Origin of the sequence: Promicromonospora sp. NPDC050249, from assembly GCF_040656015.1 — a bacterium.
Taxonomy (GTDB): domain Bacteria; phylum Actinomycetota; class Actinomycetes; order Actinomycetales; family Cellulomonadaceae; genus Promicromonospora.
Map to the genome: position 1 here is coordinate 38,878 of NZ_JBFAKY010000008.1, position 12,841 is coordinate 51,718.

Annotated in this window: 13 protein-coding genes; 2 read left to right on the top strand and 11 right to left on the bottom strand. The window is 70.7% G+C overall.

All coding sequences use genetic code 11. The features are described 5' to 3' along the window. Positions 1–39: 39 nt before the first annotated feature. Complete coding sequence (locus AB0I32_RS08330) at positions 40–1,296, bottom strand: low temperature requirement protein A (RefSeq protein ID WP_357504744.1); 1,257 nt, start codon at positions 1,294–1,296, stop codon at positions 40–42. A 44-nt stretch (positions 1,297–1,340) separates the two neighbouring features. Continuing rightward, the gene (locus AB0I32_RS08335; RefSeq protein WP_357504746.1) at positions 1,341–2,555 is read right to left on the bottom strand and encodes an amino acid deaminase/aldolase; all 1,215 of its coding nucleotides are present in this window, start codon (positions 2,553–2,555) and stop codon (positions 1,341–1,343) included. A 77-nt stretch (positions 2,556–2,632) separates the two neighbouring features. On the opposite strand from AB0I32_RS08335, the gene AB0I32_RS08340 reads away from it, so the two are divergent. After that, positions 2,633–3,967: a D-arabinono-1,4-lactone oxidase gene (locus tag AB0I32_RS08340; protein WP_357504749.1), complete on the top strand. Its 1,335-nt coding sequence runs from the start codon at positions 2,633–2,635 to the stop codon at positions 3,965–3,967. A gap of 23 nt (positions 3,968–3,990) precedes the next feature. Here AB0I32_RS08340 and AB0I32_RS08345 read toward each other — a convergent pair whose 3' ends face one another. From AB0I32_RS08345 to AB0I32_RS08360, 4 genes are all read right to left on the bottom strand, one after another. Continuing rightward, the gene (locus tag AB0I32_RS08345) at positions 3,991–4,617 is read right to left on the bottom strand and encodes a TetR family transcriptional regulator (RefSeq protein WP_357504751.1); all 627 of its coding nucleotides are present in this window, start codon (positions 4,615–4,617) and stop codon (positions 3,991–3,993) included. Beyond that, the gene (gene ispF / locus AB0I32_RS08350; RefSeq protein WP_357504753.1) at positions 4,614–5,162 is read right to left on the bottom strand and encodes a 2-C-methyl-D-erythritol 2,4-cyclodiphosphate synthase; all 549 of its coding nucleotides are present in this window, start codon (positions 5,160–5,162) and stop codon (positions 4,614–4,616) included. Before ispF ends, AB0I32_RS08345 begins: the two co-directional genes overlap by 4 nt. Continuing rightward, on the bottom strand, positions 5,159–5,875 hold the full coding sequence (gene ispD, locus AB0I32_RS08355; protein WP_357504755.1) for a 2-C-methyl-D-erythritol 4-phosphate cytidylyltransferase: 717 nt from the start codon (positions 5,873–5,875) through the stop codon (positions 5,159–5,161). The genes ispF and ispD overlap by 4 nt, the downstream gene beginning before the upstream one ends. A gap of 99 nt (positions 5,876–5,974) precedes the next feature. Beyond that, on the bottom strand, positions 5,975–6,457 hold the full coding sequence (locus AB0I32_RS08360) for a CarD family transcriptional regulator (RefSeq protein WP_116677014.1): 483 nt from the start codon (positions 6,455–6,457) through the stop codon (positions 5,975–5,977). Positions 6,458–6,710: 253 nt separating this feature from the next. On the opposite strand from AB0I32_RS08360, the gene AB0I32_RS08365 reads away from it, so the two are divergent. Continuing rightward, positions 6,711–7,313 carry a hypothetical protein gene (locus tag AB0I32_RS08365; RefSeq protein ID WP_357504757.1) on the top strand — a complete coding sequence of 201 codons (603 nt, stop codon included), beginning with the start codon at positions 6,711–6,713 and terminating at the stop codon, positions 7,311–7,313. A gap of 112 nt (positions 7,314–7,425) precedes the next feature. Here AB0I32_RS08365 and pstB read toward each other — a convergent pair whose 3' ends face one another. From pstB to pstS (AB0I32_RS08390), 5 genes are all read right to left on the bottom strand, one after another. Next, positions 7,426–8,205 carry a phosphate ABC transporter ATP-binding protein PstB gene (pstB, locus tag AB0I32_RS08370; RefSeq protein ID WP_357504759.1) on the bottom strand — a complete coding sequence of 260 codons (780 nt, stop codon included), beginning with the start codon at positions 8,203–8,205 and terminating at the stop codon, positions 7,426–7,428. A gap of 45 nt (positions 8,206–8,250) precedes the next feature. Next, positions 8,251–9,210 carry a phosphate ABC transporter permease PstA gene (gene pstA, locus AB0I32_RS08375; protein WP_357504761.1) on the bottom strand — a complete coding sequence of 320 codons (960 nt, stop codon included), beginning with the start codon at positions 9,208–9,210 and terminating at the stop codon, positions 8,251–8,253. Next, positions 9,210–10,172 carry a phosphate ABC transporter permease subunit PstC gene (gene pstC, locus AB0I32_RS08380; RefSeq protein WP_357505063.1) on the bottom strand — a complete coding sequence of 321 codons (963 nt, stop codon included), beginning with the start codon at positions 10,170–10,172 and terminating at the stop codon, positions 9,210–9,212. Before pstC ends, pstA begins: the two co-directional genes overlap by 1 nt. A 169-nt stretch (positions 10,173–10,341) precedes the next feature. Further along, positions 10,342–11,460: a phosphate ABC transporter substrate-binding protein PstS gene (gene pstS / locus AB0I32_RS08385; protein ID WP_357504763.1), complete on the bottom strand. Its 1,119-nt coding sequence runs from the start codon at positions 11,458–11,460 to the stop codon at positions 10,342–10,344. Positions 11,461–11,618: 158 nt separating this feature from the next. Next, positions 11,619–12,752 (bottom strand): phosphate ABC transporter substrate-binding protein PstS, encoded by a 1,134-nt coding sequence (gene pstS, locus AB0I32_RS08390; protein ID WP_357504765.1) that lies wholly within the window; start codon positions 12,750–12,752, stop codon positions 11,619–11,621. Positions 12,753–12,841 lie beyond the last annotated feature (89 nt).

Here is a 12,841-nt window from a genome sequence, read left to right on the forward strand (position 1 = left end):
CATTTCCTGCGCGGGCGGCGATCGCCGTCCGCGCAGGGGTCAGCTCGGCTCCTCGGCGAGCAGACGGGCGACGTGCCGGTGCCCGCGTGCCTCGTAGCCGACGATCGTCACGACCGGCGCGAGCATGACCAAGAGCAGCGACCAGGCCATGTGGAAACCGGCCGCGGCGGTGGCCACGGACGCGGCGAGCACCACGACGGTCCCTACGACCAGGAGCAGGTGCAGCCCGTCGAACGACCGGGTCAGCACCCAGAACAGCGTGTAGTCGGCCAGCACGGCGACGAGCACCGGCACGGCGACGGCCAGCACGGTCCCGACGGCGCCGATATGGGCGTCGCCCTCCAGGTAGTACGCCGCCACGTGCAGCCCGGCGCCGACGCCCGCGAGGCCCGTGAAGACCAGGATGTTCCCGTAGCCCCAGATGTACGACCGCTCCCGGTGCCGGTGCAGCATCTCGGCGTCCGGCGTGAGGTAGTAGGTCCACCAGAGCCCGAACGTGATGCCCATGCCCGCGAACGCGACGAGTGCGGCGTCGAGCGTCCAGCCGGACTCCCCCGTGACGGCGGACAGGGTCGCGACCGTGCCGATCACGCCCTCGCCGAGCGTGATGATGGCCAGCAGCCCGTACCGCTCGGCCATGTGGTGGGCGTGCCACGGGGTGCTCCGCGCGCCCGGGCGGTCGGCACGGAACCGCTCCGACAGGTAGGGACCCGCCATCTCCGCGACGCCCAGCAGCGCACCGCACGCGAAGAAGACCGCCACGCTCACGGGCGCGACGGCGAGGACGATCCACCCGATCTGCGTGATGACGAGCGTCGCCGCGTACCCCATGCAGGTCGCCCGGTACTCGGGCGCCTGCCTGGCCGCGCGCAGCCACTGCACGAGCATCGCCAGGCGCATCACGATGTAACCGGCGACCATCACCTCGTTGTGCACCCGGTCGCCGGCCACTATGGAATGGAACATGTCCGGCAGGCCGAGCGCCAGCACCACGACGCCGATCATCTGCACCATCGTGGTGACGCGGTAGAACCAGTCGTCGGTGTCGAAGGCGGAGGCGAACCAGGAGAAGTTGATCCACGCCCAGCAGATGGCGAACATCGAGAACGCGAACCCGATCACGCCGGCGGCGGCGTGCCCGTCCGCGACGAGGTGGGCGCCCTGCTCCGCGGCCACGCCGAACCCGACGACGAACGCCAGGTCGAACAGCAGCTCCAGCGGGGTAGCGGTGCGCGCAGGCTCGTGCGGGTCGCGGCCCGTCATGAGGCGGCGGTGGTGGTGGTGTGTCACGGGCATGGCCCTGTTCTACCCGATTTCTCCCCGGCGGGCCGCCCCACGCCCTACCCGAAGTTCTTGTGCTCGCCCCGGTAGGTCGGCACCGTCTCGACGATCTTGTCGCCCCGGACGAGGTGCACCTGGTCGAACCGCTCCATCATCTCGCCCGCCTTCGCGTGCCGGAGCCAGACGCGGTCGCCGATGCGCAGCACGCCGTCCGACGTGAGCCCACGGGTCGCCCGCAGCGGCGTCTGCACCTCGCCGACACCCTCCGGACCGTTCAGCGCGTAGCCGGGCGTGAACAGTCGGGGCACCCGCGCCGCTCCCGCCTTGCCGGACGCCACGTACCCGCCCGCGAACGCGGTCACCCAGCCGGGCGCGGGTTCGCGGACGACGTCGAGCCCGAAGAACGACGCCGGACGCGGCCGGAACGAGCGGTAGCCGTCGAACAGGCCCGGCGTGTACAGGCCGGAGCCCGCGGTGACCTCGGTGACGCCGGGCGCGCTGCCGCTCACCTCGATCGACCCGGTCCCGCCCGCGTTGACCAGCTCGACCTCCTGCCCGACGGCGTCGCGCACCGCCGCGAGGATCCGCACCCGGCGGTCGTTCACCTCGCGCATCGACAGGTGCTTGACCAGCCGGACGGCGGGGCTCGTGTCGGGCAGGCCGGCCACCTGGGCCTCGTAGAACATGAGGCCACGCACGGAGAGCCCTCTCGCCTGGGCCACCGTCGCGAGGGCGGCGACGTCGCCCGGCTCGCGCAGCGGCGACCGCCGCGTGCCGAGGTGGGCGGTCAGCGCCCCGGCGCCGACCCGCAGCGAGCAGTCGACGTCCAGGCACACCTGGATGGGGCGGGCACTCGCCGAGCCGCTCGCACCGGCGGCCTGGTCGGCGTCCGCGATCAGGCCGAGGTGGGCGACGTCGTCGACCATCAGGGTGATCTCCGCGCGGGCCGTTGCGTCTGCCGCGAGGGCGGCCAGCGACTCCCTTTCCACCGTCGGATAGCCGACCAGCACGTCGCGCACACCCTCACTGACCAGCCACAACGCCTCGCGCACCGAGTACGCCATGACACCGGCGAACCCGTGCCCGGCGGCGCGCGCCATCAGCGAGCGCACGCGCACGGACTTCGACGCGACGCGGACCGGCACGCCGTCGGCACGCTTGAGGAGGTCGAGCGCGTTGGCGTCGAACGCGTCCAGGTCGACGACGGCAAGGGGGGCGGGCAGTCCGGACGTGGCGGCGGACAGCCGCGCGACGGTGTCTGCTGCGGAGCTCATGTCCGAACGCTACTCCCCGGCCTCACCCCGCAACAGAGGTCTAGTTAACGGGCACGGGGCCGTGCGATAGTGCATCCGTGATCTGGACGAACTGGGCACGCAACGTCAGCGTGACGCCCGTGCGGCAGGAGCAGCCCGCCTCGGAGGAGGAGCTGTCCGACGCCGTGCGCCGCGCGGTCAAGGACGGCCACACCGTCCGCGTGGTCGGCGGCGGGCACTCCTTCACCCCCGCCGCGGCCACCGAGGGCGTTCAGCTCAGCCTGGATCGCCTCAACGCCCTGCACCGGGTGGAGCGTGACCCGGACACCGGGCACGCCCTCGTGACGGTGGGTGCAGGCATGCGCCTGCACCAGCTCAACCAGGTCCTCGCCGAGCGTGGCCTCGCGATGCAGAACCTCGGCGACATCGACAGGCAGTCGATAGCCGGCGCGATCTCCACGGGTACGCACGGCACCGGCGCCAGGTTCGGCGGCCTCGCCACGCGCGTCCGCGCCCTGACGGTGGTGGGGCCCGACGGCGAGGTCACGCGCGCCTCGCCCACCGAGCGGCACGACCTGTTCGAGGCCTCCCGGCTCGGCCTCGGCGCCACCGGCGTCCTGAGCACCGTGACGATCGAGGCGGTCCCCGCCTTCGACCTGCACGCCGTCGAAGAGCCCTGGCCGCTGGACCGCGTCCTGGAGGGTGTGCACGACCTGGTCGCCGACCACGACCACTTCGAATTCTACTGGTTCCCCAGCACCCGCCGGGCGCTCACCCTGCGCAACACGCGCGTCGACGCCGGGACGAGCGCCGGCTCGGGCCTCGTCCACCGCGCGCGCAAGGCCGCGGGGGCCGCCCGCTCCTTCCTCGACGAGGAGGTGCTGTCCAACGGGCTCTTCGAGGCGGTGAACCGGGTGGCGACGGCAGTGCCCGCTGCGACGCCCACCCTGAACGCGGTCGCGGCCCGCGCCCTGACCGCCCGCCGGTACACGGCGCCGTCGCACGAGGTGTTCTGCACCAACCGCCGCGTGCGGTTCCGCGAGATGGAGTACGCGGTGCCGCGCGACGCCGTCGTCGGCGTGCTGGGGGACATCGACGCCTGGCAGCGGTCCACCGGCGAGAACGTCCCGTTCCCGGTGGAGGTGCGTTTCGCGCCCGCCGACGACGTGTGGCTCTCCACCGCGCACGGCCGCGAGACCGCGTACGTGGCCGTCCACCAGTACTGGCGCCTGCCGTACACGCGCTACTTCGACGCCGCGGAGCAGATCCTCACCGCAGCTGGCGGGCGGCCTCACTGGGGCAAGCTGCACACCCGCGACGCCGAGTACCTCGAGGGCCAGTACCGGCGGCTCCCGGACTTCCGCCGGGTGCGCGACGCCGCCGATCCCGAGGGCGTGTTCGCGAACCCGTACACCCGGCGGGTCTTCGGCTGAGCCTGAGCCGCCATGGCTCCTGGTCACAGCTCCTGTGCGAGCTCCAGCTCGTCCGCGGGCTCCATGTCTCCCCAGACGGCGGCCGCGAGGTCCGCGAACCCCGCACGCGCTGCCTCGTCGTCCTGGTCCACCATCCACGCGAGCTCGATGCCGTCGATGCGGAGCGCCGTCATCCGCGCCAGCGCACCCATATCGGTGCGGAACCTGACGTGCGCGACGTCCGCGAGCCGCTGCAGGTACTCGCGCGTCATCGCGATGCTCTGCTTGAGGTGGGCCTGCGCCACCTCGCGCAGCACCGGGGTACGCGCGCCCGAGACCGCGAACTCGAAGGTCAGCAGCCGCATCTCCTGGTGCTGCTTGAGGCCGCCCAGCATCGCGTCGACGGTGGCCTCGAGCAGGGCCGTCCGGTCCGGCCCCGCGTCGAGCGCCGCCAGCACCTGCTCCGACGCGCGCATCGCGATGGCACGGCCCATGGCGCGCAGCATCGCGTCCTTGTCGTCGAAGCAGTAGTGCACGGTGCCCAGCGAGATCCCGGCCTCCTGCGCCACGCGGCGCACGGTCACCGACTCGACGCCCTCGCGCATCGCCACGCTCAGGCCCGCCTCGACGATCTCGGCGCGCCGCTCGTCGAGCGGCTTCCGCTTGTTCATGCCGCGCTCCCGGTCTCGGGCACGACGAGCGCCGTCGCGATCGCCGCGACACCCTCACCACGGCCGGTCAGGCCGAGCGCATCGGTGGTGGTCGCGGTGAGGGACACGGGCGCGCCGGCGGCGCCGGACAGCGCCGCCTGTGCCTCGTCGCGCCGGGTGCCGACCCGCGGATGGTTTCCGATCACCTGAACTGCCACGTTACCGATCATGTACCCAGCAGCCCGAACGCGCCTCGCGGCTTCGGCGAGCAGGGTGGTCCCGGACGCGCCCGCCCACTCGGGACGGCCGGTCCCGAAGTGCGACCCGAGGTCTCCCAGGGCCGCAGCGGAGAACAGCGCGTCCGCTGCCGCGTGCGCCGCGACGTCGGCGTCGGAGTGGCCCGCCAGGCCGCGCTCCCCCGGCCAGTGCAGGCCCCCGAGCCACATCTCGCGGTCCGAGCCGTCCGGCGCGAACGCGTGGACGTCGACCCCGATGCCCGTGCGCGGCAGGGGGTACGGGGCCGGAGCCGGTCGTGCGGGCTCCGGTGTGCTGGACGGGTCGGTCATGCGGTGGTCTCCTGCAGCACGAGGGACGCGAGCCACAAGTCGCGTTCGGTGGTGATCTTGAAGGCTGCCGCGTCGCCGGGGACGATGTGGACCGGCTCGCCGAGAACCTCGACGAGGCCCGCGTCATCAGTGGCAGCGAGGTGTTCCGCGGCGGCTCGCTCGGCACCGGTGTGGTGCGCGCGCACGAGCAGGTCGCGGGCGAACCCCTGGGGCGTCTGGACGGCCCGCAGCATCGAGCGGTCGGGCGTGCCCGTGACCAGCTCGGCGTCGCCGTCGGGACGCACCTGCTTCACCGTGTCGGTGACCGGCAGACCGGGGACGACGGCGCCGTGACCGCCGCGTACGGCGCTCACGACCCGCTGGACGAGCTCTGGCGGGACCAGCGGCCGCGCGGCGTCGTGCACCAGCACGACGTCGTCCTCAGGACGTGCGAGAGCAAGGCCCGCGGCGACGGACGCCTGCCGGGTGGGCCCGCCGTCGGTCACCCGGACGGGGATCCCCACGTGCGGGTCGCCTGCCATGAGGTCGGCCATGACGCCGACCAGACCGTCAGGCGCGGTCACCACTATCGAGTCCACGACGCCCGACGCCGCGAGGCGTCGCGCGGCGTGCAGCACGAGTGGAAAGCCGTCGAGCTCCACCAGAGCCTTCGGCAGGTCGCGCCCTAGACGGGATCCCGAACCAGCGGCCGTCAGGATTGCAAGGGTCGTCATCTGGTCGGGGTCCCCACAGGATCATGATTGAAGCGAAGGATCCCGTGGGGCGCGAGCACCGGGTCCTGACAGGTACGTCGGACGGATCCTGTGGGTAAGTCAGGAAGCGAGAACCTCGTCGAGGATCGCTTCCGCCTTCTCCTCTTCGGTGTGCTCGGCCAGAGCCAGCTCCGACACGAGGATCTGGCGAGCCTTGGCGAGCATTCGCTTCTCACCTGCGGAAAGACCGCGGTCGGCGTCGCGGCGGGACAGGTCGCGAACGACCTCGGCCACCTTGATGACATCGCCGGACGCAAGCTTCTCGAGGTTCGCCTTGTACCGGCGCGACCAGTTGGTGGGCTCTTCGGTGTACGGCGCACGCAGCACCTCGAACACGCGGTCGAGGCCCTCCTGGCCGACGACGTCGCGCACACCGACCAGGTCGACGTTCTCCGCCGGGACCTCGATGGTGAGGTCGCCCTGAGCGACCTTGAGCTTGAGGTACATCTTCTCTTCGCCGCGAATCTTGCGGACCTTGATCTCTTCGATCAGCGCCGCGCCATGGTGCGGGTAGACAACCGTCTCGCCTACTGTGAACGTCATCTGCAGATGTCCCCTTTCCCTGAAACCAGGTTACCACGGCGTGATCAGGAGAACTTGCGCCCTTGGGGTTGTCCTGACGTCATTCAGATAAGCGTTTCCGCAGGTCAGAGCGCTGAGGCGGGTGAATGTTCGGACGGTTACCACCCGGTCCGGCACTATCGGATCGTTCCGCAGACGTGACCGTCGCCACGCCCTGACCGGGCATTTCGCCTCTGGTCGCGATGCGCGGGCATACCCCGAGGAGCACTAGGATATGGCGGGGATCCGCCCCCGCCCGAACCAGACGAACATCAGGGAGTTCACCGTGTCCCGTCGCGCCACCGCCGCTCGAGGCGCCCGCACCATCGCCCTCGCCGCGGTCTCCGCAACGGGAGCCCTGCTCCTCGCGGCCTGCGCCCCGACCACCACGGACCTGAACTACGACCCGTCCGACGGCGTCGGCATCTCCGTGCTCGGCGAGGAGAACAGGGACCTGCGCGGCATCAACCTCATGGTCGTGTCGGCCGCCGAGGGCGAGGCAGGGAACGTCCTCGGCGCACTCGCCAACGAGACGGCGGACGACGCGTCGTTCACGCTAGAGGCTCCTGGCGCCGCTCCCGTCACCGTGGACGTCCCGGCCGGGGGCACCGTCTACCTGGGCACGGAGACCGGCGAGGCGGTCCAGCTCGACACCGTGGGCGCGGCGCCCGGCGAGTACGTCGACGCGACGCTCACCGTCGGCGGCGACTCCAAGGAGTTCCAGCTCCCGGTGTTCGACGGCACGCTGCCGGAGTACGCCGACTACCTGCCGGTGGCTGCCCTGCCGTCGCCGTCGGGTTCGCCGTCCGCCTCGCCGTCGCCGTCCGCCACGAGCTGACCCGCTCGGCCAGGTTGAGTCCGGCCACACAGAACGACCCCAACACGATGCACGCGACACGCCGAAGGCGCCGTGCAGTGTGTTGGGGTCGTTCTGTCGGCCCGGTCCTAGGTCACCCGAAGCGGCCCGAGACGTAGTCCTCCGTTGCCTTCACGGCGGGCGACGAGAAGATCGTCGCGGTGTCGTTCATCTCGATGAGCTTGCCCGGCTTGCCGGTGCCCGCGATGTTGAAGAACGCCGTCCGGTCGCTCACACGCGCGGCCTGCTGCATGTTGTGCGTGACGATGACGATCGTGTAGTCCTTCTTGAGCTCCTGGATGAGGTCCTCGATCGCCAGGGTGGAGATCGGGTCCAGGGCCGAGCACGGCTCGTCCATCAGCACGACCTGCGGCTTCACCGCGATGGCCCGGGCGATGCAGAGACGCTGCTGCTGCCCGCCGGACAGGCCGGAACCCGGCCGCTCCAGGCGGTCCTTGACCTCGTTCCAGAGGTTGGCGCCGCGCAGGGACGCCTCGACCATGTCATCGGCGTCGGACTTGGAGATCCGCTTGTTGTTGAGCTTCACGCCCGCCAGCACGTTGTCCCTGATGGACATCGTGGGGAACGGGTTCGGGCGCTGGAACACCATGCCCACCGTGCGGCGCACGGCCACCGGGTCGACGTCGTCGCCGTACAGGTTGACGCCCTCGAGCTCGACGGAGCCCTCCACGCGGGCGCCCGGCGCGACCTCGTGCATGCGGTTCAGGGTCCGCAGGAACGTCGTCTTACCGCAGCCCGACGGGCCGATGAAGGCCGTGACGGACTTGGGTTCGATCGTCATGGAGACACCCTCGACGGCGAGGAAGTCGCCGTAGTAGATGTTCAGGTCCTTCACGTCGATGCGCTGTGCCATCGGATCATTCCTTCGTGTGAGCTGCGGCTGAGGCGGGTCTGCGCGTCAGCGCAGCTTCGGGGAGAACCATCGGGTCACGAGGCGCCCGACAAGGTTGAGGAGCATGACGATGATGATCAGGAGGAGGGCGGCGGCCCAGGCCCGCTCGAAGTTGATGTTCACCAGGCAGTCGAGCGCACCCTCCTGACACGGCACAGGGCCCTGCCGGTACTGGCTGAAGATGTACACGGGCAGAGTCATCATGCGGCCGTCGAACAGGTTGAAGTTGATCGAGTCGGCGACGCCGGCGGTGATGAGGATCGGGGCCGTCTCGCCGATCACCCGAGCGATGGAGAGCAGCACGCCGGTGGTCAGGCCAGCCACGGACGTACGGAGCACCACCTTGACGACGGTCAGCCACTTCGGCACACCCAGAGCATAGGACGCTTCGCGCAGCTCGTTCGGGACCAGCTTGAGCATCTCCTCGCACGAGCGCACGACCACGGGGATCATCAGCACGCTCAGGGCGACCGCCGCGATGATGCCCAGCTTCGCTCCCGGACCGAGGAAGATCGTGAACAGCGCGAAGGCGAACAGGCCGGCGACGATCGAGGGGATACCGGTCATGACGTCCACGAAGAACGTCGTGGCCCGGGCAAGCGTCCCGCGCCCGTACTCGACGAGGTAGATCGCGACCAGCAGGCCGATCGGCACCGAGATCACCGTGGCGGCAAGGGTGATCATCATCGTGCCGACGGCGGCGTGGTAGGCGCCACCCATGTCCATGCCGCCGTACACGCCACGCATCGACGTGAAGAGGAAGTCGGCGTCGAACCGTACGAGGCCCGCCACCAGCACCGTCCACAGCAGCGACACCAGCGGGATGAGCGCCAGCGCGAAGGCGCCCCAGATCAGCACGGTCATGATCGTGTCGGTGCGCTTGCGACCGGTGTCCGCTGAGGTCAGCAGGGCACGCGTGCGCTCGACGGCGTCGGTGGTGCCCGCGGTCGGAGACATAGCGCTCATCAGTTCGCTCCCGAGAATTCCTTGCGGCGCGCGACGATCGCGCGGGCGGCCATGTTGACGACCATGGTGATGACGAACAGCGCCAGACCGGTCGCGATGAGCACGTTCACCCCGAGCCCGCTGGCCTCGGCGAACCGCGACGCGATGAACGCCGCGATGGTCTGCTGCTGGCCAGCGTCGAAGATCTGGAACGAGTAGAGGATCCCGGGTGACAGGATCATGAGCACGGCCATGGTCTCGCCGAGCGCGCGCCCCAGGCCGAGCATCGCGGCGGAGACGACACCGGAGCGGCCGAACGGCAGGACCGCCGTGCGGACCATCTCCCACCGGGTGGCGCCCAGCGCGAGCGCCGCCTCCTCGTGCAGCTTCGGCGTCTGCAGGAAGACCTCACGCGAGACCGCGGTGATGATCGGCAGGATCATCACGGCGAGCACCACCGACGCGGTCGCGAGAGAGCGGCCGGTGTTGGTCACGTTCACGGTCCAGAACGGCAGGAAGTCCAGCACACCGCCGAGCCACACCCAGAAGTCGCTGATGACGGGGGCGAGCGTCCGCCCGCCCCACAGGCCGAACACCACGGAGGGGATCGCGGCGAGCAGGTCGATCACGTAGCCGATCACCGAGGCGAAGCGGCGCGGGGCGTAGTGCGAGATGAACAGGGCGATCCCGATGGCGACCGGCGTCGCGAGCAGCAGCGCCATGACGGCCGCGAGCAGCGTGCCGAAGACGAGCGGTCCGACCAGGTCCCAGAGCGAGTCCATTCCCGCGGGCAGGCCGCCCTGGCGGGCGAGCTCCTCCGGGGAGGCGGTCAGGGCCGGCAGGCCGCGCGCGAGGAGGAACGCCGCGACGGCGGCCAGCACCAGCAGCAGGAAGGCGCCGGCCCCGGTGGTGATCCACCGGAACACCCGGCTGAAGCCACGTTCGGTATCGCCGTGGTTACGCCGTCGGCCAGGCGGCGTCACCCGGCCGGGCTGGGCGGCCGGCGGGCTGTCGGTCGTGGTCACAAGAGCTCCTCGATGCTTGTCGCTCGGTGTGGGGGGAGGTGTGGCTGACATGGCTGTGCCGGTGGCCGGACCGGCGACGCCGTCGGCGCCTGTCGGCCCGGCCACCGGCCGGTGATCATGGTGCTGGTCAGCCGACCGTGATCGAGTCGATCGCGGCTGCGACCTTCTCAGCGGTAGCCGCCGAGATGGGCGCGCTGCCCGCGGCGGTGGCCGCGGCCTGCTGGCCTTCCTCCGACGCCTGGTAGCCCAGGAACGCCTTGACGAAGTTGCCGGTGGCCTCGTCCGAGTAGTTGGTGCAGGCGATGGCGTACGACACGAGCACCAGCGGGTACGTGGCGGGGTCGGTCAGAGTGCGGTCGATCTCGATCGCGAAGTCGTGCTCGGCGCGGCCCTCGACCTCCGGGGAGGCGTCCACGACGGCGGCGGCGCCCTCAGGCGAGTGCTCCACCCAGTCCTCGCCGACCTTGATGGCCGCGGTGCCCAGCGTGCCGACCTTGGAGGCGTCGGCGTACGTGACCGCGCCCTCGGTGTCGGTCACGACGCCGACCACACCGGACGTGCCGTCGGCGGAGTCGCCGCCCTCGAGCGGCCAGACGCCGTCGGGCTCGTCGGTCCAGACGTCGGGAGCCGTGGCGGACAGGTACTCGGTGAAGTTCTCGGTGGTGCCCGAGTCGTCGAGGCGGTGCACCGGCGAGATGTCCGTGTCCGGGAGGTCGGCGTCAGGGTTGTCGGCGGCGATCGCGTCGTCGTTCCACTTCTTGATCTCGCCGTTGAAGATGTTGGCGATGACCTCGGGGGAGAGGTTCAGCGTCTCGATGCCCGGAAGGTTGAAGGCCACGGCGATCGGGCTCACGTAGACCGGCAGGTCGATCGCGCCGTCGGGGCCGCAGACCTCGGTCGACTGCTCGAGCTCTTCGTCGTCCATGGCCGAGTCGGAGCCGGCCCAGACCACGCCACCGGCGAGGAGCTGCTCGCGGCCGACACCGGAACCGGCGGCGTCGTAGTTGATCGTGACGTCCGGGTACGTGCCCTGGAAGCCGGCGACCCAGGCCTCCATCGCGGACTCCTGGGAGGTCGCGCCGGCGCCGGCGAACTCGCCCGACAGGTCGGCCGCGTCGTCGGACGGCGCGGTGCCGTCACCGGTCGTCGGGTCGGATCCGCAAGCTGCGAGGCTCAGCGCGAGCGCGCCCACCATGACAGCGGAGCCAACGCGGGGGAATCGGCTGATCTTCACGTGTCGTTCCATCCTGTTCAAGTCGTACGCGCGGCAGGTGCCGCGGCGTCAGTCGGGACGCTAGGGAGCGGGAGTGACCTGGTCCCCAGGTATGGGTAAACAGAAGGTGAACAAGCCATCACGGAGGGGGTGATCTGCAACACGCCCACCATGGCACGGCCTGGCATTCTTCACCCGTCGGTCCGCTGCTGGGTCAGATAGATGGCGTCCGCCGCCTCGGCGATCCACGCCTGGAGGTCGCTCGAGATGACCGCGCTGCCCGCGGCCTCGGCAGCCCGATCCTGCCCCTCGGAGGACGCCACGTACGCGACGAACTCCTTGACGAAGGTCCCCTTGGCCCGGTCCTCGTACCGCGAGCAGACGACGAGGTACGAGACGAGCACCATCGGGTAGGCGAAGGGCTTGTCGATCTTCCGGTCGAGCACGAACGCGAGGTCGTGCTCGTAGCGGTTCTCGATCCGCGGCGAGACGTCGACGACGGCCGCAGCGGCGTCCGCGCTGTAGGGCACGTACTCCTCGCCCACCTTGATGGCGACGCGCCCGAGGCCGGTCGTCGCCGAGGCGTCCGCGTAGGTGACGCTGCCCGGCGTGGACCGGACGGTCTCGGTGACGCCGCTCGTCCCCTCCGCCGCGAATCCTCCGGTCAGCGGCCACAGGCCGTCCGGCTCGTGCGGCCACGCCTGCGGCGCGGTCTCGTGGAGGTAGTCGGCGAAGTTCTCGGTGGTGCCCGAGTCGTCGGACCGGTGGACCGGCGTGATCCCCAGTGCGGGCAGCTTCGCCTCGGGGTTGGCCTCGGCGATGGCGGGGTCGTCCCAGCGCGTGATCTGGCCCGTGAAGATCCGTGCGATCACGTCGGACGACAGGTTCAGCCGGTCGATGCCCTCGAGGTTGAAGGCCACGGCGATGGGGCTGATGTAGACCGGCAGGTCGATGGCGTTCCCGCCGTCGCAGGCAGGGCCGGAGGCCGCCATCTCCTCGTCGCTGAGCGCGACGTCGGAGGCACCGAACGACGTGTCGCCCGTGAGGAAGGCCTCGCGGCCGTCACCGGAGCCTGCCGGGTCGTAGCTGATCGCCGCGCCGGGGTGCTGCTCCTGGAAGCCGGAGATCCACGCCTTCATCGCCGACTCCTGGGACGAGGCGCCCACACCGTGGAACTCCCCGACGACCACCGGCCCGGCCTCGGCGCTCGGCTCGCCCTCCGCCCCGAGACCCGGCAGTCCGACGGCCGCGCAGCCCGCCAGCGGCACGAGAAGTGCGCCTGCGGTGGCAGCAGCGAAGAGACGGGTGTAGGGGGAGATGCTCACGGACCGCGAAACTACTCACGGACGCGGTCTCGCGAGCAAACGTCAGGTGAACGGAAGGTGACCAGACCTTCGGTCACCTGGTGACGTGC

What these genes read in the sequence shown, in the direction of transcription:
- AB0I32_RS08330 (WP_357504744.1), bottom strand. Translation starts at nt 1,296, where the DNA reads ATGCCCGTGACACACCACCACCACCGCCGCCTCATGACGGGCCGCGAC.
- AB0I32_RS08335 (WP_357504746.1), bottom strand. Translation starts at nt 2,555, where the DNA reads ATGAGCTCCGCAGCAGACACCGTCGCGCGGCTGTCCGCCGCCACGTCC.
- AB0I32_RS08345 (WP_357504751.1), bottom strand. Translation starts at nt 4,617, where the DNA reads ATGAACAAGCGGAAGCCGCTCGACGAGCGGCGCGCCGAGATCGTCGAG.
- ispF (WP_357504753.1), bottom strand. Translation starts at nt 5,162, where the DNA reads ATGACCGACCCGTCCAGCACACCGGAGCCCGCACGACCGGCTCCGGCC.
- ispD (WP_357504755.1), bottom strand. Translation starts at nt 5,875, where the DNA reads ATGACGACCCTTGCAATCCTGACGGCCGCTGGTTCGGGATCCCGTCTA.
- AB0I32_RS08360 (WP_116677014.1), bottom strand. Translation starts at nt 6,457, where the DNA reads ATGACGTTCACAGTAGGCGAGACGGTTGTCTACCCGCACCATGGCGCG.
- AB0I32_RS08365 (WP_357504757.1), top strand. Translation starts at nt 6,711, where the DNA reads ATGGCGGGGATCCGCCCCCGCCCGAACCAGACGAACATCAGGGAGTTC.
- pstB (WP_357504759.1), bottom strand. Translation starts at nt 8,205, where the DNA reads ATGGCACAGCGCATCGACGTGAAGGACCTGAACATCTACTACGGCGAC.
- pstA (WP_357504761.1), bottom strand. Translation starts at nt 9,210, where the DNA reads ATGAGCGCTATGTCTCCGACCGCGGGCACCACCGACGCCGTCGAGCGC.
- pstS (WP_357504763.1), bottom strand. Translation starts at nt 11,460, where the DNA reads ATGGAACGACACGTGAAGATCAGCCGATTCCCCCGCGTTGGCTCCGCT.